Annotated in this window: 25 protein-coding genes and 1 other RNA gene; 7 read left to right on the top strand and 19 right to left on the bottom strand. The window is 35.5% G+C overall.

Annotated features, from left to right (window positions below; translation table 11 throughout):
- The first annotated feature begins 101 nt into the window (after window positions 1-101).
- Window positions 102-1529 (top strand): major outer membrane protein, encoded by a 1428-nt coding sequence (locus JJQ98_RS02065; protein ID WP_151104683.1) that lies wholly within the window; start codon window positions 102-104, stop codon window positions 1527-1529.
- A gap of 451 nt (window positions 1530-1980) precedes the next feature.
- Here JJQ98_RS02065 and JJQ98_RS02060 read toward each other — a convergent pair whose 3' ends face one another.
- The 6 genes from JJQ98_RS02060 to gdhA all read right to left on the bottom strand — a co-directional run bounded on the left by JJQ98_RS02060 (window position 1981) and on the right by gdhA (window position 8270).
- A complete protein-coding gene (locus JJQ98_RS02060; RefSeq protein ID WP_065831168.1) occupies window positions 1981-2892 on the bottom strand; it encodes an AEC family transporter in 912 nt (303 codons plus the stop codon).
- A 123-nt stretch (window positions 2893-3015) separates the two neighbouring features.
- A complete protein-coding gene (locus JJQ98_RS02055; protein ID WP_005020698.1) occupies window positions 3016-4425 on the bottom strand; it encodes a DegQ family serine endoprotease in 1410 nt (469 codons plus the stop codon).
- A gap of 131 nt (window positions 4426-4556) precedes the next feature.
- Window positions 4557-5315, bottom strand: coding sequence for a ferritin-like domain-containing protein (locus tag JJQ98_RS02050; RefSeq protein ID WP_345719223.1), 759 nt, complete (start codon window positions 5313-5315; stop codon window positions 4557-4559).
- A gap of 85 nt (window positions 5316-5400) precedes the next feature.
- Window positions 5401-6027 carry a MarC family protein gene (locus JJQ98_RS02045; RefSeq protein ID WP_060661027.1) on the bottom strand — a complete coding sequence of 209 codons (627 nt, stop codon included), beginning with the start codon at window positions 6025-6027 and terminating at the stop codon, window positions 5401-5403.
- A 45-nt stretch (window positions 6028-6072) separates the two neighbouring features.
- Window positions 6073-6918 (bottom strand): DNA ligase, encoded by an 846-nt coding sequence (locus JJQ98_RS02040; RefSeq protein WP_060662617.1) that lies wholly within the window; start codon window positions 6916-6918, stop codon window positions 6073-6075.
- Window positions 6915-8270, bottom strand: coding sequence for an NADP-specific glutamate dehydrogenase (gdhA, locus tag JJQ98_RS02035; RefSeq protein WP_054194772.1), 1356 nt, complete (start codon window positions 8268-8270; stop codon window positions 6915-6917). Before gdhA ends, JJQ98_RS02040 begins: the two co-directional genes overlap by 4 nt.
- A 270-nt stretch (window positions 8271-8540) precedes the next feature.
- Here gdhA and JJQ98_RS02030 point away from each other — a divergent pair, with 270 nt between their 5' ends.
- On the top strand, window positions 8541-10043 hold the full coding sequence (locus tag JJQ98_RS02030) for a hypothetical protein (RefSeq protein WP_170252200.1): 1503 nt from the start codon (window positions 8541-8543) through the stop codon (window positions 10041-10043).
- Between the two features lie 152 nt (window positions 10044-10195).
- Here JJQ98_RS02030 and hypE read toward each other — a convergent pair whose 3' ends face one another.
- The 6 genes from hypE to JJQ98_RS08975 all read right to left on the bottom strand — a co-directional run bounded on the left by hypE (window position 10196) and on the right by JJQ98_RS08975 (window position 16175).
- Entirely contained in the window at window positions 10196-11212 is a 1017-nt protein-coding gene (hypE, locus tag JJQ98_RS02025) for a hydrogenase expression/formation protein HypE (protein WP_005020712.1), read from the bottom strand.
- A 15-nt stretch (window positions 11213-11227) separates the two neighbouring features.
- Window positions 11228-11544, bottom strand: an RNA gene (gene rnpB, locus JJQ98_RS02020) — RNase P RNA component class A.
- A 325-nt stretch (window positions 11545-11869) separates the two neighbouring features.
- The gene (locus JJQ98_RS02015) at window positions 11870-12985 is read right to left on the bottom strand and encodes an Mrp/NBP35 family ATP-binding protein (RefSeq protein WP_054197618.1); all 1116 of its coding nucleotides are present in this window, start codon (window positions 12983-12985) and stop codon (window positions 11870-11872) included.
- 9 nt (window positions 12986-12994) lie between these two features.
- Window positions 12995-14326 (bottom strand): phosphomethylpyrimidine synthase ThiC, encoded by a 1332-nt coding sequence (gene thiC, locus JJQ98_RS02010; RefSeq protein WP_054197619.1) that lies wholly within the window; start codon window positions 14324-14326, stop codon window positions 12995-12997.
- A gap of 214 nt (window positions 14327-14540) precedes the next feature.
- A complete protein-coding gene (locus JJQ98_RS02005) occupies window positions 14541-15953 on the bottom strand; it encodes a major outer membrane protein (RefSeq protein ID WP_151104681.1) in 1413 nt (470 codons plus the stop codon).
- Window positions 15954-16055: 102 nt separating this feature from the next.
- Complete coding sequence (locus tag JJQ98_RS08975; protein ID WP_104745375.1) at window positions 16056-16175, bottom strand: FeoB-associated Cys-rich membrane protein; 120 nt, start codon at window positions 16173-16175, stop codon at window positions 16056-16058.
- 216 nt (window positions 16176-16391) lie between these two features.
- Between JJQ98_RS08975 and JJQ98_RS02000 the strand changes: the two genes are divergently transcribed.
- The 5 genes from JJQ98_RS02000 to JJQ98_RS01980 are packed head-to-tail and all read left to right on the top strand — an operon-like array spanning window position 16392 to window position 20327.
- Window positions 16392-17021: a UPF0323 family lipoprotein gene (locus JJQ98_RS02000; protein ID WP_054197621.1), complete on the top strand. Its 630-nt coding sequence runs from the start codon at window positions 16392-16394 to the stop codon at window positions 17019-17021.
- 2 nt (window positions 17022-17023) lie between these two features.
- On the top strand, window positions 17024-18193 hold the full coding sequence (locus JJQ98_RS01995; RefSeq protein ID WP_060661031.1) for a glutathionylspermidine synthase family protein: 1170 nt from the start codon (window positions 17024-17026) through the stop codon (window positions 18191-18193).
- A gap of 17 nt (window positions 18194-18210) precedes the next feature.
- Window positions 18211-19530, top strand: coding sequence for a glutamate-1-semialdehyde 2,1-aminomutase (gene hemL / locus JJQ98_RS01990; RefSeq protein WP_151104680.1), 1320 nt, complete (start codon window positions 18211-18213; stop codon window positions 19528-19530).
- Window positions 19520-19813, top strand: coding sequence for an AtpZ/AtpI family protein (locus tag JJQ98_RS01985; protein ID WP_040499546.1), 294 nt, complete (start codon window positions 19520-19522; stop codon window positions 19811-19813). Before hemL ends, JJQ98_RS01985 begins: the two co-directional genes overlap by 11 nt.
- On the top strand, window positions 19803-20327 hold the full coding sequence (locus JJQ98_RS01980) for a hypothetical protein (RefSeq protein ID WP_247596650.1): 525 nt from the start codon (window positions 19803-19805) through the stop codon (window positions 20325-20327). Before JJQ98_RS01985 ends, JJQ98_RS01980 begins: the two co-directional genes overlap by 11 nt.
- A 2-nt stretch (window positions 20328-20329) precedes the next feature.
- On the opposite strand, the gene mnmE is transcribed toward JJQ98_RS01980, so the two are convergent.
- The 7 genes from mnmE to JJQ98_RS01945 form a co-directional block, all read right to left on the bottom strand.
- Window positions 20330-21715 (bottom strand): tRNA uridine-5-carboxymethylaminomethyl(34) synthesis GTPase MnmE, encoded by a 1386-nt coding sequence (mnmE, locus tag JJQ98_RS01975; RefSeq protein ID WP_054197626.1) that lies wholly within the window; start codon window positions 21713-21715, stop codon window positions 20330-20332.
- The gene (locus JJQ98_RS01970; protein WP_005020733.1) at window positions 21699-22400 is read right to left on the bottom strand and encodes a Jag N-terminal domain-containing protein; all 702 of its coding nucleotides are present in this window, start codon (window positions 22398-22400) and stop codon (window positions 21699-21701) included. The genes mnmE and JJQ98_RS01970 overlap by 17 nt, the downstream gene beginning before the upstream one ends.
- Complete coding sequence (gene yidC, locus JJQ98_RS01965; RefSeq protein ID WP_060661036.1) at window positions 22397-24022, bottom strand: membrane protein insertase YidC; 1626 nt, start codon at window positions 24020-24022, stop codon at window positions 22397-22399. The genes JJQ98_RS01970 and yidC overlap by 4 nt, the downstream gene beginning before the upstream one ends.
- A complete protein-coding gene (yidD, locus tag JJQ98_RS01960) occupies window positions 24012-24392 on the bottom strand; it encodes a membrane protein insertion efficiency factor YidD (RefSeq protein ID WP_081003320.1) in 381 nt (126 codons plus the stop codon). The genes yidC and yidD overlap by 11 nt, the downstream gene beginning before the upstream one ends.
- The gene (gene rnpA / locus JJQ98_RS01955; RefSeq protein ID WP_005020741.1) at window positions 24386-24715 is read right to left on the bottom strand and encodes a ribonuclease P protein component; all 330 of its coding nucleotides are present in this window, start codon (window positions 24713-24715) and stop codon (window positions 24386-24388) included. The genes yidD and rnpA overlap by 7 nt, the downstream gene beginning before the upstream one ends.
- Before the next feature lie 22 nt (window positions 24716-24737).
- Entirely contained in the window at window positions 24738-24872 is a 135-nt protein-coding gene (gene rpmH / locus JJQ98_RS01950; RefSeq protein ID WP_005020743.1) for a 50S ribosomal protein L34, read from the bottom strand.
- Window positions 24873-24956: 84 nt separating this feature from the next.
- Window positions 24957-26378 carry an acetyl-CoA carboxylase subunit A gene (locus tag JJQ98_RS01945; RefSeq protein WP_005020745.1) on the bottom strand — a complete coding sequence of 474 codons (1422 nt, stop codon included), beginning with the start codon at window positions 26376-26378 and terminating at the stop codon, window positions 24957-24959.
- Window positions 26379-26611 lie beyond the last annotated feature (233 nt).

Genomic DNA, 26611 nt, shown 5'->3' with positions numbered 1-26611 from the left:
ACTCTAAACTTTTGGCAAAAAGCTTCAAAATCTTGCTTTTTGTGTGCGAATTTTTGTATAATCAGATTGTAATTTCGAAATTCAATCTTAAGGAGATTAAAATGAAATTTTTAAAATTAAGTCTTGCAGCTAGCGTTGCTCTAGGTGCATTATCTACAGCGAGCTTTGCTCAACCACTCGAAGAAGCTATCAAAGGAATCGATGTTAGTGGATATTTGAGATACCGCTACACTGATGATAGAGTTGATAATGGAAATGGGGATGTGAATGGCAGTAAAGCTAGACATCAATGGAGAGCAGTAGCTGATTTCAAAACACCAGTGGTAAATAATATCGCATTAAATTTTGGTGTATGGTATGATAATGAGAACAATGTAAATCATGGTAAAGGAACGGGAACTCCACAAGCTGGATTCTTAGGTCAAGGTCTTGGTTCTGGTTCTGATGGTGAGTTTGGTGTAAGAGAATTTTATGCAACTATCACTCCAGATAGCACAGCAACTACAATCAAAATTGGTAAGCAATTGCTTGATACTCCTGTAACTAACGCTTATGATGGTGATAGAGGGACAGGTATCTTAGCACTCAATAGCGATATTCCAAACCTTACTTTAGCAGCTGCTGCATTTGATTCTTGGGCTATTAATGAGTATAGTTTTGCTGCTGACACAACTGGAGCTATTCATAATGGAGTTGGTGATGAATCATCTTTTTCAAATACAAATTCTGTTGATAAACCACTTTATGCTTTAGCGGGTATCTATGGTGTGGATACCAACTATGGTAGATTTGGCGGACAACTTTGGGGATTCTATATCGATGATGCAGTCGATGCGTTGGTATTTGGTGAGCTTTCTTGGCAAGGTAGCTTGCTTAGAGCAAAACTCCAATACACTTATGCAGCATTAAACAATGACAATGATTCTGTATTTGCTACATTGTATGGTAGCCCAACATGGTCTACAAAAGGTAAGGCTAATATTGCAGAATCTAATGATATGTTTGTAATTGATTTGGGTGCAGATTTCCGCAATGATTTCCAACTCCCATTAAACATTACTTTGGGTTATATTACAAACTTCGCAGATGGCACAGCTGTAGCACTTGAAGATGAAGGAAGCAATGTATCAAGAAAAGGTAAAATCTGGTGGCAAAACGCTGGGACAGGTATCTCTACTTCAGCACTTAGAGGTTATGGTGTCCAAGGATTTGGAACAGAACAAGAAATCAATGTATTCTATGCAGGTGTAGATTATAGCTTCCTTGATGAGAGATTAAATGTAGGTCTTGAATTTGCTTGGGGTGAAAATGATATTTCCTATAATAAAGTAATAAATACAGCTACTAAAATTAAAAAAGTAGAATTTACTGAAATTACTCCAACAATTAGCTGGAAACACAGCAAACAATTAACATTGTCTGCATTCTATGCATTCTTGAATAATAGCTATGATATGGTAACATCTGGTGCTTCAAAGGATGATCAAGATAGAAACAGATTTAGGGTTGAAGCTAAATATAGCTTCTAATCCTTTAGAAATAAAGCCTCTTTGGCTTTATTTCCCCTCTTTACTTCCAAACTTCTATAAACCTCTTTATAATCCAAATTCATTGATACAAGTTAATGTGTATAAGGCTTTAGTGATTTTAGCTATAATTTACACCATTAAAGCTTTGATATTTGCTTTTAGATATTTGTTTGTATTTATTCTTGATTATAATGTTGTATTGATACAAGGATTTTATCGCATTAGGAATCACTTTGCCTCATTTATATTTTTAGTAAAAGAGTGTATGAGATAAACAAATTGAGGAGTTAGAATGATAGGAATACTTTGTGCTACATTTGCATTAATTGCTTTCTTTGGTGCTTCTATTATGATTTTAAAAATGATTGAAAAGGCTTAAACTCCAAATAAAAAGAGGGAAATATCATTTGGATATTTCTAAAAGTCTTTTGGGCTTTTTAGAATTTTGCGTTTAGATAGGCAAAAGATAGCACAACAAAGGAATGGAAACAAAAGAAAAAAGAATCCCAAAAGCTATGGAGCTCACAGCGAGATTTGAATCTAATTTGGCTTTCATAATCATTGCACCTGCTAAAGTCATTGTTGGCATAGAAGATTCTAAAATAGCTGCAATTACGCGAGGCGTGAAGGCTATATCAAGCAAGCTTAAAATCACAACAAAAATCAAAGGGGCAAGCAAAGTTTTGGATAAAACTACGATAATGGTTCCCTTATAAGAAGCTTTGATAGCACTAAACCCTAATCCCAAACCAATAGAGAAAAGAGCCACTGCAGTTGCGGAATTCCCAAAAATAATAATAGGTTGAAAAATAAAATCAGGCAATACAAATAGTTTGCATACAAAGCCCAAAATAAGTGCAATAAAAGGCGGGAAAAGTAGAATTCTTTTGAGATTGCTTAAAAGATTAGTAGGTTGATTGCTGGCTAAAGAGAGTATGAAAGGACCAATGATTGAAATAGGAATAGCTGTTGCTAGTGCATCATAAAAAATCGCCTCGCTGATGAAACTTTCGCCATAGATTCCAGAAAGTATAGGAATGCCAATAAAAAGTGTGTTTCCAAATCCTGCAAGCAAAAACATACTCACTAATGTTGCTTTGGAGAATTGAAGGAATCTCCCAAGCATTACCGCAAAACCTGCTGATAACATACAAGAGAGAAAGCCTATTAGGATTAATGTAACAAGGGTAAAATCAAAATTGAGATGATAGGTTTTGTCAAAAATCAAACAAGGCAGAGCAAAGAGAATTGCAAAATCCAAGAACATTTTGGATTGTTTTTGTTTGAGGACTCCTATTTTCTTTGCCATATATCCGCCAAGAAGCAAGATAAAAATAGTAAAGAGTGGATTGAAAATAAACATAAATAAGCCTTGTTAGAAAATCAATGTGGAATTATAATCCTAAAAATTTAAAGGAATTTAAAAAGTGCGGAGCAATCGCTTCAAAAAGAGAAAAAACAAGGGAGGGGGAATCCCTCGTTAGAATTATTTAATCACAACGCTTAGGATTCTGCCCCCTCGATTGATTAGCATTCTTTTGGGTTGCCCTTTGTAGCGATTAATAGCTTGATTGAAAGATTGTATATCCAAAATTGCGAAACTTTCAATTTGGACAATAATATCTCCCTCGCTAAATCCTATTTCCTCTGCTTTGCTATTTGGTTTTACTTGTGTGATGAATACTCCTTGAATATTGTTTGGAATACCAAAGCGATTTTTGATATCAGGTGTGAGGGTGGAGACTTCAAGCCCATCTATTCCCCCTGCTTTTTCTCCATTAGTGTTTGAATCTGGGATTTTTGTAAGGGATAGGGTTAGGGTTTGTTCTTTTTTGTCGCGTAAGATAGTGAGAGTTACTTTATCTTTTGGGCTAAATGTGCCAATGTAGTTTTTGAGTTCGGCTGCGGATTTGATAGCTTTGCCATTGACTTTTGTAATCAAATCCCACACCTTTAATCCTCCCTTTTGTGCTGGGGAATCTTTTTCGATAGAAATAACAACTGCTCCATTTTGGTTTTTATAAACTTCTTTTAAATCACCGCTAATATCTTGAATACTAACGCCAAGGTAACCTCGCTCAATCTCTCCATCTTCAATGAGGGCTTTTGAGATTTTTTTCACCATTGAAGAGGGGATTGCAAATCCAATACCATGATTCCCGCCTGTGCGAGAAAGAATTGCAGTATTAATCCCTATCAAGCCTCCGCGACTATCTACCAATGCTCCGCCACTATTTCCGGGATTGATTGAAGCGTCAGTTTGTATGAAATTTTCATAATCATTTATCCCAATTCCACTTTTATTAAGTGCAGAGATAATCCCTTGTGTAACGCTCTCGCCAACTCCAAAAGGATTCCCAATAGCAAAGACAACATCGCCTACTTGCAAATCATCGCTTGAGGCAAATTTCAAAAAGGGGAGATTTTTTGCTTTGATTTTAATGATAGCCAAATCGCTTTTTTCATCTCTTCCGATGATTTTTGCTTCGTATTCTTTATTGGTATCTGGCAAAGCTACGATGATTTTATCTGCGCCTTCAACAACATGATTATTTGTGACAATATAACCATCACTTGAGATGATAACTCCACTTCCTAAACTGCGTTCAATCCTATCTTTTGGGATAATTGCCCCAAAAGCATCTCCAAAGAATTGCTTAAAAAATGGATCATTTAAAAGTGGATGTCCTTGAATATTTGCAGCTTTTATTTTCTTTTGGGTAGAGATATTGACTACGCCCTTTTTAGCTTCTTTAATCGAATCATAAAAAGAATAAATTTTGTTTTGTGAAATATCAGGCGTTTCTCTTGCGGTAATGTTTGGAAGTTCGCTTACTTCAAATGCAAATACATTACTAACAAGCAATGTGCCTAAAAGCAAGGTTTTAATTTTCATATTTTCTCCTTTTTTGGATAAATCTAAAATAATGTGAAAATTATTTCAAAAAAATGTAAATCAATCGATAATGAAGATTACTTTTTATAAATTATCCTTACAAGTGTTTTGGAGTGAAATTGAATAAAGTATTATTTTGGGTTTTTGGAGAGGAAGGCAGAATTTTGTAGCATTTCTAATTCCTCTTTGGTGAAGCCTGCTTGGATTCTTGCTTGAGTATTTAAAGAGGAGTTGGCTTTGGGGAAAGAAAAATGGTATTTTTTGAGGATTTCTAAGTAAGTTTTGGCATGATTTGTGTGGGGGATATTTTGTTTATCGCACAAATAATGAAACCAAAAATTCCCTTTAGAGACATGAGAAATTTCTTCTTGTAAAATTATCTCTAAAACCTCTAAAAGTTCTTTTTTAATATTGTGGTTACTTGCTTGGACTTTGGCACACAAAAAAGGATTGACATCTAAGCCCACTGCTTCCATTCCTCTTGGTATGAGTGCGATTCTATCAAGCAAAACATCGCAATTTTTCATTGAATCAAAAAGCAAAGTATGCACACCAAAATCGCCATATTTGAAGCCTATAAGGTTTAAAAGAGATTCTAAAGATAGAAAATGATTGACTTCTTGAAATGCGACTTCCACCCAATTTTTGTAATATTCTAAGGGCAAATTCCTAAAGCGGTAAGCACAATCTAGGGCTAAATCGATAGCAGAAAATTCAATATGTGCAATAGAATGCAAAAGGTGGGCTGCGTTTAAATCGTTTTTGAGGTATTTGCCTTGAGGGACTTTGTGGGGTGGGACAATGGGGCAGAAATTGGCAAAAGTTGGTAGAGGAAGAGGAAGAATCTCGGTATCTTGCTGGATTGAAAAAGCATTAAAATTTTGCCATATTTCTTTTGTTAGGGTGCATTTTTCTTGAGAGGTTTTGGCATTTAGTGCTTGGTAGAGCGCGTGAAATAATTCTATGGAATCCCCTTTATAAAAAAGTTGCTTTAAGCCCTATTATCATCATTTTAACCCCCATTGCCATAATAAAAACAAGGGCAATTCTTGATAAAACATGTAAAACAAGTTTGCCTAATACTCTTTCTATGGTGGCTGCAAAATGAAATAAAATAAGCATAAAAATAAAAGCCGCAATGACTGCACAAATCGCTAGAATCTCTCCATTTTCTTCTGAAATTACAATTACTGTTGAGAGAGTTCCCGGACCTACTAGCATAGGGAATGCCATAGGGACAATGCTTTGGCTTAAAAGTTCGCTTTTGTCTGTGGTTTCATAATGGGTGGCAGTTTTGTGCGAGGCAAAAAGAAGATTTTTTAAACTAACTAAGATTAAAAGCAATCCTCCAGCAATGCGTAAATCGTTTAAATCAACATTAAAAAGATACCGCATAATAAAAGGACCAATAAGCAAAAATATAATCACAATCACAAAGGAAGTATAAAGGATATTGCGAAAAAGGCTCTGACGCAGGGAAGTCTCTAGCTCTTCTGTCATTGCAATAAATTGCGGGAGATTGCCAAAGGGATTTAAAACAGCTAAGATAGCAATAGCAGCAAGTAAAATGCTATAAAGTTGCGATTGAAGCTCTCCAAACATAAAGTTATTCCCAAATAAAAATTTTTTGTGGATTTTAACACAATTTTATTGAAATTCCTTATATCTAATGTGAAGAAAAGTTGGGAATCGTGGGAGATTATTTTTGGTTAAGCCATTGTATTTGTAGGTGATAATGGAATGTAGAGGCGGTGGGGATTGTCTTTCTTTTGTGCTAAAGCCTGAACCGATTTTAAAAGTTTTTTGCACACCTTGAATTTTGGCTTGACAGATAATCGCACCTAGCATTCCTTCAAATTTGCCTTTCCCTTGTGTGTAGCCAATCACTTCACATTCGCTATCCATATAAGGTTTGTATTTGTAAGTATTGCTAGAATCTCCATAGGGTGTATCATTTTTGCGGATAATAATGCCTTCTCCATTTTGATTGAGGATTTCTTGAAAATAGCTTTGCAAATGTTCTTTGCTTTGGATTTGGATTTGTGGGATTATTTTGATAGAGGGAGAGGGATTTTTGTCTAGGTATTTTTGGAGTTTGTCTAATCTTTCTAAAAGTGTGCAATCTTGGCAGATGTTTGGCGCATCAAAGACGTTATAGGTGATGTTTTGCCATTCTTTGAGGCTTGAATTGGAATTGCGGACAATGCTGGAGATTTTTTCAAAAGATTGATAATCTAGCCATAATTCACCATCTAGGCTAAATGGAGGGAAATTTTTTAACCAAACTTTGGGGGGATTAATGGGGTAATTATTGCGTGTGTTTAGGGTTTTTCCATTCCATATTCCGCGGATTCCATCGAGTTTTTCACTCATTAAATAGGTGTTATTTTTAAAATTCAAAGATGATTCTTGTGAATAATCTTTGAATTTTAAAAGTTCGCCCCCAAAAAGGAGGCTAAAGGATGAAAAGAAAAAGAATAGAAATTTTATCAAACTAGCCCTTGCTCAATCATTGCATTAGCAACTTTGCGGAATCCAGCGATATTAGCACCCAAAACAAGGTTAGTAGGCTCTCCAAATTCTTTGGCTGTTTGGCTTGCATTAGCATAAATGTTTTGCATAATTTTGTGTAGTTTGCTATCTACTTCTTCAAAACTCCAAGCAGTCATAGAGGCATTTTGACTCATTTCTAAACCACTTGTCGCCACGCCCCCAGCATTAGCTGCTTTGCCCGGACCATAGCAGATTTTCGCATCAAGGAATTTATGCACTGCCTCGATTGTAGAAGGCATATTTGCACCCTCACTAACGCATTTACAACCATTTTTGAGGAGGTTTTCTGCATCTTTTGCATTAATTTCGTTTTGTGTTGCACTTGGGAATGCGGCAAATGCAGGAATAGCCCAAAGTGGATTATGGTCACTTGGGTAATCTCTTGTGCTTGTGTATTTCGCACTTGGTTTTTCTTTGGCATAGGATTCTAGGCTTTCTCTTCTAACTTCTTTAATTTCTTTTAAAAGAGCTAAGTCAATGCCGCTTTCATCATAAATCATGCCTTTTGAATCGCTGATTGTAACAGGTTTTGCACCGAGTTGTTGGAGTTTTTCGATTGTGTAAATTGCTACATTCCCGCTTCCTGATACTAGGCAAGTTTTGCCTTCTAGTGAGCCAAAATCACTATGTTTTAGCATTTCTTGTGCAAAATATACGCTTCCATATCCTGTTGCTTCTGTCCTTACTAAGCTTCCACCCCAAAGAAGTGATTTTCCTGTCAATACACCATCATAGCGGTTGGTTAATTTTTTGTATTGCCCAAAGAGGTATCCAATTTCTCTACCGCCAACTCCAATATCTCCCGCAGGAACATCGGTATGTGCGCCAATATGTCTATATAATTCATTCATAAAGGCTTGACAGAAACGCATAACTTCTCTATCGCTTTTGCCTTTTGGGTCAAAATCGCTTCCCCCTTTACCGCCGCCCATTGCAAGTCCTGTAAGAGAGTTTTTGAAAATTTGCTCAAAGCCTAAAAATTTAATGATACCTTCTGTTACGCTTGGGTGGAATCTCAAACCGCCTTTATAAGGTCCAAGTAGTGAGCTAAATTCGATTCTATAACCACGATTGACTTGAATCTCGCCTTTGTCATCTTCCCAAGTTACGCGGAAGTTGATTTGTCTTTCTGGGATAACGATTCTTTCTAATACTTTGTATTTTTCGTATCTTTTATCTTTTTGCAATGCGGGTTCGATAGATTCTAAAACTTCTTTGACTGCTTGATGAAACTCTACTTGGTCTGGATAGAGTTTTTGGACTTTTTGGATAACGCTTTGTGTGTAAGACATAATAAATCTCCTTTTAAAATATTTTATAGGTAGAATTTTATTTATACTTTAATTAATATAAGCTTATAAGATTAAATTTTTTTTTTAAGCTATATTTTCAAAAATAAAGAAAAATCAAATCAATGATTGAGGCAATACTGCTTTTGGAGGAAATTTTGGCGTATTAAGAAATATTTGAATCTTTTTAAGAATATAGAAAAATATTTTTTATTTTAGTTTTTTGGGAAATAGCCGATATTGAAGTTGTTATTTAATTTTTAAGGAGAAAACATGCAAGCAAGTATGAGTTTCTCTTCTCTGCAAGCCTCATATACCACCACGCATTGGAGTGCTCTTGGAGAAGAGATTAAAAACAATCAAGCAAATAGTGTTCCACAAATAAGTGAAGAAGAGGGAAATAGTCAAAAAACTTCTAATATTCTCTCATCAACAGAAATTTTGAATAATAAAATTGGCGATTTTCAAAAGCAAATCATCAATCAAGCTTTGAATAAAATTTCAGAGATTCAAGATGAAATGATAAAAGTGTGGGAGGAAGTGTTTGGAATGTCTAGCGAGAATTCTTCTAGCACAAATACAAGCATTTCAGGCTCGATAGAATCTCTACTTAATGGTAATTTCTCTCGCCCAAGTTATAATGTAGGAAGTGGGATTAGCATCACTCAAGGTTTTTATCAATCTTTGGAGTTATCTATACAAGGGACGATTGTAGGGAAAGATGGAGTAAGTAGAAAGTTGGATTTGAGTATTAATGTCTCTCAAAGCTTTGTGCAAAATTTACAAATTAATTCCCAAAATACAAATACTAACAATACAAATTCAAATAAAGTGATTGATCCATTGGTGATTGATTATGCTGGGAATGGAACAGAGCTTAGCGATACAAAGATGAGTTTTGATTTGGATAGTGATGGCAAAGAAGACCAAATTTCGACACTTAAAGAGGGTTCAGGATTTTTGGCATTAGATAAAAATAATGATGGCAAAATCAATAATGGAAATGAGCTTTTTGGAACTCAAAGCGGTGATGGGTTTAAAGATTTGAGTGCTTATGATTTAAATCAAGATGGCAAGATTGACAAAGAAGACCCGATTTATGATAAGTTAAGAATCTGGACACCTAATGAAAAAGGTGAGGGAGAGCTTGTAGGTCTTGGAGAAAAGGGCATTGGTGTGATTTATTTGGATGCCAAAGAAAGTCAAGAGCTAATGAAGGGAGAAGAGGGGGATTTGCTAGGAATTAAGCAAAAAACTTCTAATTTTATCCGTGAAGATGGGAGTGCTGGAGAGATTCATCATATTGATTTGGTTGCTGGGGATAATTCTGCACAAAATACTTCTAATCCTACTTTGCAAGAGGGATTGCAGCTTGCGGCTAATAGAGCATATATGCAGAATCTAAGCATTAGCTTTAGTTTTTCTCAAAGTAGTGGAAATATTTTAGCTGGCAATAACGCTTCTAGTGGTTTTTCATTAAGTGCATTTAGCTTTAGTGCTTCGCAATATTCTTTTAGTTTAAGTTCGCTAGAAAATGCTAATAATGGAGTGAGCAAAGAATTATCAACAATGTGGAAAGTGCTACAAGAAACCTTTGTGGGATTTGAGAAGGAAGAAGAATCCCCTATGACTTTAAAGACATTGCTAGAAAACTTTAGTGAATCTTTTGAAGATTTGAATCGTTTTGTTTTTGGCGAAATGGGATTTGATAAAGAAGAGAATCCATTTAAAAATACTCTTTCAAATATCGATATTCAAAGACTTTTGGCTGCTTAAGCTTAGTTTAGCTTGGATAGAAATGCCTATCCAAGTAAGCTAATTTGAAATTTAAAAATTGAAAATAAAAAGATAAAATTCATAAAATCTACCCTAAAATCTTTCAATCTAATTTTAAAAAATACAAATTTAAAGGCTTTGTAGTGGTGCAATTAGCAGATTCTAGGCAGTAATTCACCGCTAGGATAATCCAAAAATCGCTTTGCACCATAAGTGGTTTTTAAAACAACTTTTTTGGAGTTTGTAGCGGTGGTATGTCCGATGATTGCTGCATTTTTGCCTAATTTGCTTTGTTTTAAAATATCAAGTGCTTTAGTAGAATCTTCTTTGGAGATTGCTAGGACGCACATTCCTTCATTAGCCAAATGGTATGCTTCAAACCCCAAAAGCTCACAAATCCCTCTAACTTCATCTCTAATAGGCAAGGATTCTTCTTGTATTTCTATGCCTATATTAGAAGTGTTTGCCCATTCATTAAGCACACTTGCAATCCCCCCTCTTGTCGCATCACGCAGGGCGTAGATTTGGATATTGTTTTTGAAAAGCTCTTCTAGCATAGGATAAAGCAAAGCACAATCGCTTTTTAAAGTGCTATGAAGGGAGATTTCCTCTCTTTTGGAATAAATCACTGCCCCATGGTTACCAATCTCCCCACTAACTAAAATACAAGAATCTTGAGGGATTTTAAAGGCACTCATTTGTAAGTGAGGGTAAAGAAATTCTCCAATGGCTGTGGTAGTAATAAAAACCTTATCTAAAGTGCCTTTTGGAAGGACTTTTGTATCTCCAGAGATGAGTTTTGTATCACTTTCTTTGAGTGTTTGGCTAAAAGATTCTATGATTTTTTTCAAATCCTCTATCAAAAACCCTTCTTCAATCATAAAGCTAGCAGTCAAATATTTGGGTTTTGCTCCCATCATTGCTACATCATTGCAACTACCACAAACGCTAAGTTTGCCTATATCACCACCGGGAAAAAAGAGGGGAGAGATAGTATAGCCATCAGTGCTAATGGCACATTTGTCTTTTATTTCTCCAACCCCTGCATCTTCACTAGCACCTATTACACAGCCTTCTAAATAATGATAAAAAAGCTCTGTAATAAGCTTTTGTGATTCAATGCCTCCGCTTCCATGACTTAAAGTAATAATAGAATCTTTTTTTGCCATAAAATTCCTTGTATTAAAATAGGTGTAGCTATAAGCCGAGTTCTGTTTATGTGGTTATTTATCTTGTTTTTGCTTTGCAGCAAAAATCTAGCAAAGGGCTAAAAACTTGGGATATTAACCATGCCCTTTTTGCTGCGGATTGGGCTTGCAATGACAGAATGTATTGCTACATTCTCGGTAGGCTCTTACCCCACCTTTTCACCCTTACCATAATAGGCGGTTTGTTTTCTGTTGCGCTTTCCCTTAGATTACTCTAGCCATTAGTTAAATGGAATCCTATCCCAAAGCAGCTCGGACTTTCCTCTTTAAAAAGCAACCACTCGCTACACCTAAAGGGATTGTAGCAAAAAAGTGCTAAAAAGAATAGAAATTTTGATTTTTTAAAGTGAGAGTTCAATTTGGGGTAACTTGTTTTGTGAATGGATTTTAGTGTAAAAGATTCAGTATTGATAGAAACTAGCTTTGCAGGGAAAAGCCTAAAAAGAATTATTTTGATTCTTAGTGTGAATTTTGGCAGTTAATTTTAAATATTATGATTGTTGTGAAAAATGCAAGAAATTAATAGCAGGGCAGCAAATATCAAAAAGACTTTTGGTTTTATCGATGAAAGTTTGGCTATGTTTATTGTGGCTAAAAGCCCAAAATTAATGGGCTTTTTTAAGATGAGCAGGCGGATTTTCCTGTGTTGATTGGTTGAATCTCGCTGTTATCAGCTAATTTTTTGTCATTTACTTCTTCTATAAAATCCCATAATTCTTTTGCTGCTTTTAGGTATTCTTTGGCAGATTTGGATTCTGGGTGGAAATATACAATAGGTTTTCCGCTATCGCCTGCTTCTCTTACGCTTGGTTCAATGGGGATTTGTGCCAAAGTTTTTGTGCCATAGGCTTTAGCGACTTCTTGTGTAGTGCCTTTGCCAAAGATATCGTATTCTTTGCCGCAATCAGGGCAGATAAAGCCACTCATATTTTCAATGATCCCAGCTACTGGGATTTTGAGTTTAGAAAACATATCTAATGCCCTTGCGCCATCATCTAATGCTACTTTTTGGGGTGTAGAAACTGCTATTCCTGCTGTTACAGGCACACTTTGTGCTAAAGTGAGTTGTGCATCACCTGTACCCGGAGGCATATCAATTACCATTACATCTAGGTTATCCCACAAAACATCACTTAGCATTTGCTCAATAGCGCGGATAATCATTGGACCACGCCAAATGAGGCTCTGTCCTTCATCATAAAGTACTCCCATAGAAATCATTTCAATCCCATAAGCTTGGAGAGGAATGAGTTTTTTGAGTTTTTGATCTACTTCGGGCTTGTCTTTTTGTAGCCCTAGCATTCTTGGGATATTAGGACCATAAATATCTGCATCAAGTAAGCCCACTTTTTTGCCTTGTTGGGCTAGGGCGATTGCGAGATTAACACTTGTGGTAGATTTCCCAACTCCGCCTTTTCCGCTGCTAACCATTACAAAATTTTTGATTTGTGGGGCAAGATTCTTAGTACTTTGTGGCTTTTGGGTTTGTTCTTGGGGCTTGGGTTGTTTGATATCTAGGTTGATTTTTGTGATTCCTTGTGCGTTTAGCTTTTGTGTGATTTGTGTGCGTAGTTTTTCTGCTACTTCAGGGGAGGCAGAGGGAATCTCAACGCGGATTGAAACAGCATTTTCGTGGATTAGCATTTCTTTGACAAATCCAAAGGTTACAATATCCTTTTCAAAATTAGGGTAAATTATTTCTTTTAATAAATTGACTAATTGTTCTTGATTCATAAATTTCCTTTAACTATGTTGTTTAATAATTTCTTGTGAAATTTTATAGCTACAAAATTTTGGACCACACATAGAGCAAAATTTCGCTTCTTTGAAAACTTCTTGAGGGAGGCTTTCATCGTGGTATTCTTTGGCTCGTTCGGGGTCGAGGGCGAGTTCAAATTGTCTATTCCAATCAAAATTATAACGCGCATTGCTCATCGCATCATCTCTTAATCTTGCATTGATTCGTCCTCTAGCAATATCTGCCGAGTGTGCGGCGATTTTGTAAGCGATAATCCCTTCTCGCACATCTTTAGCATTAGGCAAGCCCAAATGTTCTTTTGGGGTTACATAGCAGAGCATTGCTACACCTTTCCAAGCAGCAATAGCTGCACCAATGGCAGAGGCAATATGATCATAACCTGCTGCAATATCTGTTACCAAAGGTCCTAACACATAAAAGGGTGCTTCAAAGCAAAGTTCTTTTTGGAGTTCAACATTGCGTTCAATTTCATTCATCGGCACATGCCCGGGACCTTCTACCATTACTTGCACATCTTTTTCCCATGCTCTTTTTGTAAGCTCTCCAAGCACTTTGAGTTCGCTAAGTTGTGCCATATCACTTGAATCAGCCAAACAACCCGGACGCAGAGAATCTCCAAGACTAAGTGAAACATCATATCTTTGACAAATATCTAAAATATCATCAAAAGCTTCATAAAAAGGATTTTGTTTGTGGTAGTGCATCATCCATGACGCCATTAGGCTACCACCACGACTTACAACTCCCATTTTTCGTTTGGCTAAAAGTGGCATATGCTCTAATAAGAATCCGCAATGGATAGTGAAGTAGCTTACACCTTGTTTTGCTTGTCTTTCCATAACTTCTAGCATTTTATCAATAGTGAGTGCATTAATGTCGTTTTTGACATCGTGCAAGATTTGATAAATTGGCACTGTTCCAATAGGGACACTAGAATTTTTGATTACTGCTTCTCGAATGGAATCCAAATCCCCTCCGGTGCTTAAATCCATAATGGTATCAGCTCCATATTTGATAGAAATAAGCGTTTTTTGCACCTCTTCTTCTATGGAACTTGCAAGTGCGGAGCTTCCGATATTAGAATTAATTTTTGTCCTTGTAGCGATTCCTATTCCCATAGGTTCTAGGTTGGTGTGATTGACATTAGAAGGTAATATCAAACGCCCCTTTGCTATTTCTTTTCTTACAATTTCTGGTTCTAAATATTCAAGATTTGCAACATACTCCATTTCTTGAGTAATAATGCCTTTTTTTGCATAATGGAGTTGGGTTTTGATTTTATCATTTTTGCGGGCTTCCACCCATTTTGTTCGCATAGATTCTCCTTAAAATAAAATAATAATAATTTTTTAGAATATGCAGTATTAAGGTAGCAAAATAAAAATAAATTCTAGCTTTTCTTTGGGGAATAATTGTAAAAAAGTTAAAGAAATTTAGAATTTGTAGCAGAGATTTGAATGGTTTTGAGAAGTTGGAATGAAGTTTGAAAAGATAAAAGTGGAGGTGCAAATGGGAAGAATCCCATTTGTTTTAGAAAGTGTATTTAACTTCTACCCTTAGACGATTTCTATCTTCAGAATCGGTATTGTTAGCATCATTCCAAGCACTTGTATTGGCATTACCTAGTGCAATTTGTCTTGTTGCATCTGTGGTTAAGATAGAATAGTGAGCGAAGATTCTAAGAGATTTGGTGTATTGCCAAACAATATAAGGATTGATTTCTTGGAAGTCAATATCTCCGCTATATCGTGCTGCACCTTGTCCTCTTGCAATTTTGTTGGTTCCATTGACATAATCAATCCCGATATTTAAATTTTCTAAAATATCATAATTGATATTAGCATAGAACATACTAAGCTCATTGGATTCAAAGCCTCTAGGCATATTTTGTCCAGTAGTTGGCAACATAGAAATGCTAACGCCTGTTGCACCATTTTCAAACCAAATTTGTCCTACCTTTTGGAAAGAACCCTCATTATCTAAAGATACCGCATAGCCATCTTGTGTATTTCCCCAATATCCGATTTTTGCAGCCACTGGGATATTATAATCATGGAATCTCACACCTGCTTCAAGTGTGTAAAGATCGTTGGCTTCTTTTACTTTATGTTCATATACACTTGTCCAAGGGGAATTGGCATCACTATTAAGCTTGCTAAAGGCATATTGTCCTTTTAAATGAAACATTGAGTTTTGCCAAGCTAACTCACCAAAACCTGCAAAATCAATCATATCTGTGGCATTGAAAAGCCAAAGTTGAGAGCTGAAGTTCCCAATGCTTGTATCATAATTGCTCAAAGCTGCAGCGGTATAAAGAGGTTTATCAATAGAGCCGTTGTTGGTGTCAGGAGATAGTAAATATCCTGTTTGATAATCATCAATACTCCACGCATCAAATGCGCCCAAAGCAAAAGTCCAATGATTTAAATCAGAATTTGTTACAAAAATACCAGTTGCCCTATCATCGAGTGTATCGTTGATTGGGGTTTGCATAATCATTTTACCCGCTTTGATAGTGGTGTTAGTAGAATCTGGAGTGATTACCATATTGAATTCTCTTACACCAAACCAGCTATCAGAACCAGAACCTAAGCCATTACCTGCAAAAACATTAGTGTAGTTGCCATTATTATCTAGGATACCTTTTCCATGATTGACATTTTGTTGTGCATTGTGGTAGCCAATCCCTAGATTCATAGAGATATTGTTAATCACAGGGGTTTTAAAGAGTGCTTCAGCTCTCCATTGATGGTTTGCATCGCCTCTTGTACGCTCTTGTTTGTTGAAGCCTTTGTTGTCATAGCGATTATCAGTGTAGCGATAACGCAACATTCCGCTAACATCAATGCCTTTGATAGCTTCTTCTAAGGGTTGAGCAAAGCTTGCAGTTGAAAGGCTTGCAAGTGCAACACAGGCTATTAATGATAATTTTGTTATTTTCATTGTCGTTCTTCCTTTGTACTTTTTGGTATAAAAGCTGTGATTTTATTTAAGTAAAACTTAATATTTTATAAAAATAAAGTATAATTTTAGTCTAGTGCAATATTATTTTTTATCACAATTGCATTTATTGCAGCCACAAGAATTTTTTGTAAAAAAGATTTTATAAATGAAATATCCAATAGCAAGGGCAAAAATTACACCCAAAATAATATTTTCTAGCATTATCTAACTCCATAAATTTTTGAAATCAATTGAGTGGATTTTATGATTTTTATTTTGAAAATATACTTATAAATTAATAATTATTTGCAAAATCATTATTATATTTTAGAAGTTTTTATGCTTTGAGAAATCTTAAAAATTGCAATTCAAGGGCAATTTTATTTTCTTGTGTGTATAATCTAAAAAATATTTATTTGCTATAAAGGAGTTTAAAAAATGAAAAAATTTTTAAAAAAAATATCTGATCCAAAAGTGGTAGGTGCTTTTAGTAAAAGTGGTTTGGGTTTGGCTGCAATCCTTGTAATGGTGGGCTGTGATAATACTTCCCAAAATACAAATAATGGCGGTGGTTTAGAACAAGCTACAAAAAATGGAGCCACAGTAACCATTGAGCAACAACAAGATGGAAGTTATAAAATTTTAGAAGAAACTCCAAGCAGCACAACACGCGTTATTTTAAAAGAAGCAAATGGAAATGAAAGAATACTCACTCAAGAAGAAATTGATAAAATCATCGCTGAAGAATCCAAAAAAATCGATGAAGGCACTTCGCAATTGACTAATCCAACAGGTGGTGGATTGTCTCTTGGGGAGACGATTTTGGCAAGTGCTGCGGGTGCGATTTTGGGAAGTTGGATTGGTAGTAAATTGTTTAATAATCAAAATTATCAGGCACAACAAAGGACAAGCTATAAAACTCCACAAGCTTATGAGAGGTCTCAAAGTTCTTTTAACAAAACTGCAACAAGTGCTACAAGTAATGCAGGACGCAGCGGATTTTATTCTCCAAACAACACCAGCACTACACAAAATCGCTCTAACACTTCTAGTAGTTTTGGAGGCTAATAATGCAGATTATCAAAGCTAATCCGCTAAACAATGAGGATTTAGAGAATCTTGGGCTTAGTTGGCATACTGATGTGGATAATACGCCTTATGTGAGTGATGAGATTATCGAAGTGAGTGAGGAAGAAGCACAAAAATATTATGATGCGGCTAATGAGCTTTATGATATGTATGTGGAAGCGGGACAATATGTGATTGATAATGATTTGTTTTTTGAGCTTGGAATCCCGTTTAACTTGGTAGAAGCAATACAAATGAGTTGGGAAGAAGAAGTGCATTGGCATTTGTATGGAAGATTTGATTTGGCAGGTGGGCTTGATGGAGCTCCAATAAAGCTATTAGAATTTAATGCAGATACTCCGACAATGGTTTATGAGAGTGCGATTATTCAATGGGCTTTGCTTAAAAAAAATGGTTTTAATGAATCTTTGCAGTTTAATAATTTGTATGAAGCTTTGGGCGATAACTTTAAGAGAATTATTACTTTAGGTGAGGATACTTCAAGATTTGATGAAATTTATGAGGGTTGGAAAATCTTGTTTTCTAGCATACAAGGCAGTCAAGAAGAAGAAAGAACGGTGCGTTTGCTAGAAGTAATCGCAAAGGAAGTGGGGTTTGGGACGCAGTTTTGCTATGCCCATGAGGCACATTTGGACGAGAATGCAGGGTTGAGCTTTGGGGGGGAAAATTATGAATTTTGGTTTAAATTAATCCCTTGGGAAAGCATTGCTATTGATGAGCCAGATTTGGCAAATTTAATGACTGCAATGATAAGAAATAAAAATACGATTTTTTTAAATCCTGCCTATACTTTAATGTTTCAAAGCAAGCGAATGCTAAAGATTCTATGGGATTTATTCCCTAATCATCCTTTGTTGCTTGAGACTTCCTATGAGCCATTGTCTAAAAAACAGGTAAAAAAACATGCTTTTGGTAGAGAGGGCGAGAGCGTTAGTATTTTGGATTCTAATGGTAAAGCATTAGTGCAAAATAGTGGGAATTATGGAAATTATCCAGAAATCTATCAAGAATTTGCAACGCTAAATAGCCATAATGGTAATTTTTATCAAGCAAATGTTTTTTATGCGTATGAGGCTTGTGCATTAGGATTTAGGAAAGGTGGGGAGATTTTGGATAATATGTCTAAGTTTGTCTCTCATAAAATCCGTTGATTTTAAAAAGGACAAAAATGAAAACTTTAGAAAATATTAATAGTATTAATGATTTTAATGAGGCAAAGCAAGTGATACCCGGTGGGGTAAATTCCCCTGTGAGAGCATTTAAGAGTGTAGGGGGGACTCCGCCTTTTATTAGCCGTGGAGAGGGTGCTTATTTGTTTGATGAGGATGGTAATTCATACATTGATTTTGTGCAGAGTTGGGGACCGCTTATTTTTGGGCATTGTGATAAAGATATTGAATCTGTGGTGATAGAAACTATTCAAAAGGGCTTGTCTTTTGGCGCACCTACGATTTTGGAAACTGCTTTGGCAAAAGAAGTGATTTCTATTTATGAGGGGATTGATAAGATTCGTTTTGTTTCAAGTGGGACAGAGGCTACAATGAGTGCTATTAGACTTGCTAGGGCTTATACTAAAAGAGATGATATTATTAAGTTTGAAGGTTGTTACCATGGACATAGTGATTCTTTGCTTGTGAGTGCTGGGAGTGGGCTAGCGACTTTTGGTTTTCCAAGCTCCCCGGGAGTTCCAGAGGATTTTACAAAACATACTTTAGTAGCAAGATACAATGATATTCAAAGTGTAGAGTTGTGCATTCAAGCAAGTAAGCAAAAGGGTAAGGGTGTAGCTTGTGTGATTATAGAGCCTATTGCGGGAAATATGGGGCTAGTGCCGGCTCAAAAGGAATTTTTGGAATCTTTGGAAGCTTTGTGCAAAAAAGAGGGGATAATTTTAATTTTAGATGAGGTGATGAGTGGTTTTAGAGCGTCATTGAGTGGTTCTCAAAGCTTTTATGGAATCTCTGGAGATTTGGTAACTTTTGGGAAAGTGATTGGCGGAGGTATGCCTGTTGGGGCTTTTGGCGGTAAGGTAGAGATTATGAATCTTTTATCTCCGCAAGGGAATGTTTATCAAGCAGGGACATTAAGTGGGAATCCTGTAGCAATGAGTGCAGGGCTTGCCGCACTTAAAAAATTAAAAGCAAATCCAAAGATTTATAAGCAGCTAGAATCTTTGGCGTTGAAATTAACACAGGGGTTAGAGAGAATTGCCAAAGAATTTCAGATTCCAATTCAAACTTGTGTTCGTGGGAGTATGTTTGGATTCTTTTTCAATCAAAAACCTGTGGAAAATTTTGAAGATGCACTTAAGAGTGATACGCAAATGTTTGCTAGATTTCATCAGGGTATGCTAAATAAAGGGGTTTATTTTGCTGCTTCACAATTTGAGACTGGATTTATTTGTGATGCGATGAATGAAGCTATGATTGATGAGGTTTTAAATAAGGCTAAAGAGGTATTTTTGGAGATTAGTGCTTATGGAAAATAAGGAAAAACCTAAATATCAAGACGCAGTTTTGGCATATTCTAATGCTACGCTAGGAATTTCCATAGTGGTTGCGGTTTTGATTGGGGTTGGAATTGGGTATGGACTTGAAAAGCTTTTTGGTTATAGGTGGCTTTTTTGGCTTGGGGTAGTATGGGGGATTTTGGCGGCAATTTTGAATATTTATAAAGCCTATAAAAGACAAAAGAAAGAATTTGATGAGTTGAGCAAAGATCCAAAATATCGTTATCAAAAAGCAGAGAAATGGGATGATGATGAGGATTAATATCCTAAGTTTTATCTTATTTGCGATTTTGGCTATTTGTGGAGTTTTGAGCTATATTTTTTGGGGTAGCTTGGTGACTTTGAATTTTGTATTTGCTTATGTTTCTTTTGTGATAATTGTGGGAATGGCATTTATTATGCAGAGAAGAAAGATTATGCGTCTTATTTCGCAAGCTTCACAAGAAGAATTGGAATCTTTAAAGAATCTTTACCAAAGCAAAGAAGAGAAAGAAGAAGAATTTTGGGGTGAAAATGAAGATAAAGGTGATGAAAAATTTGTAAAGGAATGTATTTCTAAAAAAAAGAAGTTTTGGCAGAGTTTCAACAAAGAAAGTGGCAAGGTAGGGTTTAAAATGTTTTTTATGCCTTTGAGGTTGCTAACTTATGCGGTGTTTATTGTGCTTTTTTTAATTTTTTTAAAAAAAGAGCTGTTTGACTTTGTGGGTTTCTTTGGTGGGCTAATTGTAGGGAATTTCGCATTGGTTATGGCTTTGTTTTTAGCAAAAGCGAAATAGGATTATTTACCTAGACAAAATTCTCCAAACATAACATCAAGCATTTGAGAATATTCGTAGGGTTTGGTGATAGATGCAATAGCTCTAAGTGCTTCATTGATATGAAAACTAAAGAGTTCTAATTCGCCATTTTCTAGTGGAATCTTAGAATCATAAAGGGCTTGTATGCAGTTTTTCACTGCTTGGAATTGGTATTGGGAAATCAAAAGTAAGGATTGGGTGGATTCTTGGGAGTTTAATAAGGATATTAGGTGGTTTTTAAAGTTAGATAGTAGGGATTCTTGGGAATTTAAATTGGTATTTTTAAGGCAGAGGTTTAGAGGTAGAAAAGGTTTTAAAACCTCTGAATCAAAATGATTTTGCAAATCTGTTTTATTTAATAAAACGATGATTTTTTTGGAATCTTGATAGTTTTTTAGAAGTTCTATAATCTCTAAATCTTCATGGTCTAAAGGGCGACTACTATCAAAAAGTGCAATTAGAATATCACTTTCTTTGGCTTTTTGTAGGCTTCGTTCAATTCCTTTGTTTTCGATAATATCTTGGCTTTTGCGGATTCCTGCAGTGTCAATGAGACGCAATAAATGCCCCTCTAAAACAAAATTTTCTTCAATGCTATCGCGTGTAGTGCCTGCAATATCACTCACAATAGCGCGTTCATTGTGTAAAAGGGCATTGAGAAATGAGCTTTTGCCCACATTGGGCTTACCGATAATACAGAGTTTATAGCCTTCAAAAAGGGATTTTTTTTGGATTGATTGCTCTAAGAGGCTTTGGAGTGTTTTGAGGATAGAAGTTAGCTTGTTTTGTAGATTTTTTAGCAAATCTTGTGGTAATTCTTCATCGGCATAATCAATAAAAACTTCGCTGTGTGCGAGCAATGTAATAAGGTCGGTGCGTAGATTCTCGCAAAATTCTTGCATTTCTCCATTGAGGTGACGCATCAGCATTTTGTGGGCATTTGCGTTAGAAGATTCAATGAGTTTTGCTACTGCTTGGGCTTGAGTTAAATCAATCCTTCCACCTAAAAAAGCTCTTTTGGTAAATTCTCCGGGATTGGCTAATCTAGCTCCATATTTCAAGCATTCTTCTAAGATGTTTTGGGCTATGAAAGTGCCACCATGGCATTGGAATTCAATAACATCTTCGGTGGTGTAGCTGTGAGGAGATTTGAAGTAAATTATAATACATTCATCAAGTAGTTCGCCATTTTCAAAATAAATTTTAGTAAGTTTTGCATGACGCACTTTAGAGTTTTTTAAATCTATTTTGGCAAGCTTTGAGGCGATTTTAAGAGAATCTTGCCCGCTTAGGCGAATAATGTTAAGAGAGGACTTTCCATAAGTTGTTGCTGGTGCAACAATCGTATCATTAGTGTTGAAATTCATTGATGATGATATAACGCTCTCCATCTTGATTAAGGCGGAAAGAAATATATTTATTTGGGAATTGTTCTCTTAGTTGTTTGATTGCAATATGGGCTAATACGCCATCAAGTGGCTTAGTTTGTGCTTTCCCATAGGTTTTGATATTTTCTATGGTTGGTATGAGATAGTTTGCAATCATTTCTTCTTGATTTTTTAGAAATTCTGCAATCTCTAAACGCACCATTAAGCCATAAACATGGTTAATCCAATTAAAAATTAGATAAGAAATCGCTTTGTAGCGATAGCCCTCTTTCCCTATTAATAATGCTGAATCTTCCCCGTCAATTTTGATATATAGAGTGTTTTCATCATAGGGCTTGACAATAATTTCGCTAATTTTGTAAGGAAGAAATTGAAATAACTCGTTTAATTCATTTTGGATATGAGTGCTAATTTCAGAGAGGTCTTTGGTGGTTTCTTTGATTGGTGGTTGTGTGTGGAGATTTTGGGTGCTGGTTGTTTTGGGGTGGTGTGAGTTGGCGTTTTTTGGTTGTGCGCAAATAATTGCATTTTTTTTGCCAAACCCCAAAAATCCTTTTTTAGGATTTTGGATAATTTCATAATCTAAATCTACAATAGAGCAATCATAAAGTTTGGAGGCTTCTATGAGGGCTTCTTCGAGGCTTTGGGCTTCTATTTTTTTCATTGAGAAGCCTTTTGATGCTTATGTTCTTTATGTTCGGCGATTTCTCTTGCTTTTTTGCGTTCCATTGCTTTATTGATAATAAGTTGTTGAAGGATTGAAAAGATGTTATTTACAAACCAATAAAGCACTAAACCTGAAGGGAATGTAACAAAGAAAATTGTGAAAATTAAGGGTAAGAATTTAAAGATTTTTTCTTGGATTGGGTCATTAAATGTCGCTGGGGTTAAATGTTGTTGCAAATACATTGTAATACCCATTAGGATTGGTAAGACAAAATAAGGATCCATTACAGATAAATCTTGAATCCAAAGCAACCACGCCGCACCTTTGAGCTCTATGGCATTATATAATACGCGATAGATAGCAAAGAAGACAGGCATTTGAAGAAGAAGTGGCAAGCAGCCTCCCATTGGATTTGCACCATGCTTTTTATAGAGATCCATCATATGGGCTTGAAGTTTTTGTGGCTCACCTTTGTATTTTTGTTGAATCTCTTTCATTTTTGGAGCTAAATCTTTGAGTTTTTGCATTGATACCATACCCTTATAGGTAAGTGGGTAGAGAATGATTCTAACAATAAGAGTGAGTAGAATAATTGCCCAACCCCAATTTCCGCATAAATCATAAAGTGTTTCTAAGAGCAAAAAGAGAGGTTTTGCAAAAAAAGTAATCATACCATATTCAACAACATCAGTAAGATTCGCATCAATGCTCTCTAAAAGTCGATAATCTTTTGGTCCAATGTATCCAGAGAGTTCTATATTTCCATTAGCACTAATAAAAGGCATAGGATTTTCTTGAGCATTGTTTAAGATAGAGATATTAAGATTGTTGGTTTTGCTAAAAAATAAAGTTGTGTAATATCTATCCACTGCTGCAATGATGCTGGAGTTTGTAAAATTATTTTGAGTGCTTGCATCGCCATCTTCAATTGTGGTGATAGTATTGTCCTGTTCTTTGATGATAACACCTTTGAAGACATAAGCATCATTTTCTACACTAGGACGCATACCCGGTGATAAGAAGTAAGTGTAATTTTGTGGTACATTGATTTTGATTTCATAATATCCATTGGGATAAAAGGTTAGGATTTTTTCTATGGTGATATTTTGGAGTTTTTGTGTGAGTGTGATGGATTGCGGTTTGTCTTGGATAGTGATGTCAGATTGACTAGCTTTGTAAGGCGTGCTAAAGGCTTGTTGGTTTAACATAGAATCAGAGAAGCGAATTTCTAGCGTTTTTGGGTTGTTTTGATTAGCAATATCAGTGCTAAATAATTCAAGATCTTTAGCGTCTTTGTGGTATTTTTCTTCTTTGAGAAGGACTTGGGTGATTCTACCTAAACGATCAATTTTGTATTCAAAGTTTTTTGCTTTGATGGTGGCAATAATTTCTTGAGAATCTGTGCTATTTTGTGCATTTTGCGTATTAGAAACATTTTGGATAGAGGCTTGGGGAGTGGTTTGCTCTTGTGATGGAGTTTGGATATTTTGCGATGGTTTGGCGGTGGCATTTTCTTTGGGGCTATAAAAATAGCTATAAGGCACAAAAAAGGCTAATGCCAAAACAACAGCGATGATGATTCTAGTTTGAGGATTTAAATTATCAAGTTTATTTAACACGGGAAACCTTTGAAAAATTTTTTATAATATAAACATTTTGAGTGGGATATACCATAGAATGTTTAAGAATAATGGGTTGAAATCTTAGAGGTTTAATCGGTATGAGCCAATATTTTGGCGTTTTTGGAGACATAAAATGAGCATTAATTTTGGTGTCTATTTTTGGATAGGCAATGCCACCTTTGAAGAATTGATTGCAACTTAAAATACGCATCAAGGTTTTAAATAAGGCAATACAGGGATTTTGAAATTCAAAAAGCTGCTTAGAATATTCTGAGCAACTAGGATAGTAGCGACATTTTGCTCCAAAAAATGCAGAAACATAATGTTGATAAAAAAATATGAGTGATAAAAAAATTTTTTTTAACATTTTTGTTTTACCAATTTTAAACGCATAAGGGCGTGTTTATAGTGATTCTCCAAAGTTTTGTAATCCACCTTGTCTAGCCCATTTTTTGCTAATAGCACCATATCTCCATTAATAAGATTAGGCAATGAGGCACGATAAAGGCTTCTTAAACGCCTTTTGATAAAGTTTCTACAAACTGCATTCCCCACTTTTTTGGATACACAAAATCCAACCCGATTTTCTTTGATATTCTCTTTGAAAAAAAGTATAAAATGCGGATTATGCCATTTTTTTTGGCTGTTATAGACGATATTGAAGTCTTTTTTTGTATTTAATGTAATCAATTTAAAATCCGCAAAACCTAGATTAAACTGCTAATCTTTTTCTACCTTTTGCTCTTCTTGCGTTGATGACTTTTCTACCATTTTTTGTTTGCATTCTTACTCTAAAACCATGAGTTCTTTTTCTTGGTGTATTGTGTGGTTGATATGTTCTTTTCATTATAAAACCCTTTTTGTAAAAATAAACGCTAATTTTATTAGAAAATTACTTAAAATATATTTATTTAGTAGTTTTTGGTGTTTCTTACTCCTCAAAATGTTTGGTTAGTGCAATGGCAATTGCTGCGACTAAATCGCTTTCATCTTTGGATTCTTGTGGCATTAATGAATTGATTTTGTTTTCCAAATAAGAGGTATCAAAGATTCCGCGTTTGAAGTCTTTGTCATTGCAGATATTAATTAAAAATGGAATGGTTGTTTTCACTCCTCGAATTTTAAATTCGCTTAAAGCGCGTTTGAGTTTATTGACTGCCAAATCATAGCTTGTAGCACGGACAATAAGCTTTGCAACCATTGAATCATAAAAAGGGGGAATGGTAAAATCTTTGTAAATATAACTATCCACTCTCACAAAAGGACCTAGTGCAGGGTAGTATGCAGTGATAGTTCCGGGGTTTGGAATAAAGTCATTATGCACATCTTCGGCGTTGATTCTAGCTTCAATTGCAAAACCTTGTGGAATAATATCACTTTGACTCAAATCCAAAATTTCCCCATAGGCGATTCGAATCTGCCTAGCAATGAGGTCTAAGCCTGTGATTTCCTCTGTAACGCCGTGTTCAACTTGGATTCTTGTATTCATTTCCATAAAATAAAAGTTGTTAGAATCATCAATTAAAAACTCAATGGTTCCTGCGTTGGTGTAATTTGCAGCCCTAGCAGCAGCAACTGCAACTACCCCCATTCTACGACGCAAATCCGCACTTATGGTAGGGCAGGGAGCGATTTCTATTAGCTTTTGGTGGCGTCTTTGGATAGAGCAATCTCTTTCTAATAGATGAATGATATTTCCATAATTGTCCGCTAGAATCTGAAATTCAATGTGCTTTGGATTTTGGATATATTTTTCCATAAAAACATCGTCATTTTTAAAAAAGGTTAAAGCCTCTCTTTTGCACGCATTCAAAGCATTTTCAAGTTCATTTTCTTCCCATACTACGCGGATTCCTCTACCACCTCCACCGCTACTTGCTTTTAGGATTATAGGATAGCCGATTTTTCTTGCTATTTTTTGTATTTCATAAAGATTTAAAGAGTTTAGAGGATCTGTTCCGGGGACAACGGGGATTCCATTAGCTATCATAAGATTTCTTGCAGCATTTTTATCCCCCATTTTGGCAATGACTTCGCTATCAGGTCCAATCCAAACTAATCCGGCTTCCTTGACTTTTTTTGCAAAAAGAGCATTTTCACTCAAAAAACCATATCCGGGGTGGATTGCTTCAGAATCTGTTGCTTTTGCAGCTTGGATAATCAAGTCTGGATCTAAGTATCCTTTGATTGGATCTTCGCTGATTGCGTAAGTGTGAGTTGCCATTTTGACATGCAGACTATCTCTATCTGCGTGAGAATAGATTGCAACAGATTCGATATTTAAATCATTACAGGCGCGTATGATTCTTACAGCAATTTCTCCGCGGTTGGCAATGAGGATTCTTCTAAACATAAAAACTCCAAGATTTTGGCATTAATTTTAAAATAAATGATTCTATTTTATATTGAATCTTTTTAATTTTTTCTTTAGGGAGCAATAAAAAACTTTATTAAAAAAATAAATTACACTTAAATCGTTATATTTTTACACATAGATTCATTGAAGTTTTGTGTGAAAATCAAAATGGTTGCCATTAATTAAGCAAACCATTTTAAATAATAAAAAGATTGTAAATTCGAAATTCT

Origin of the sequence: Helicobacter pullorum NCTC 12824 (assembly GCF_017979475.1) — a bacterium.
In the GTDB taxonomy this organism is placed as follows: domain Bacteria; phylum Campylobacterota; class Campylobacteria; order Campylobacterales; family Helicobacteraceae; genus Helicobacter_D; species Helicobacter_D pullorum.
Note: the sequence above shows the minus strand (reverse complement) of the source record. Positions and strands in the feature narration are given on the sequence as shown.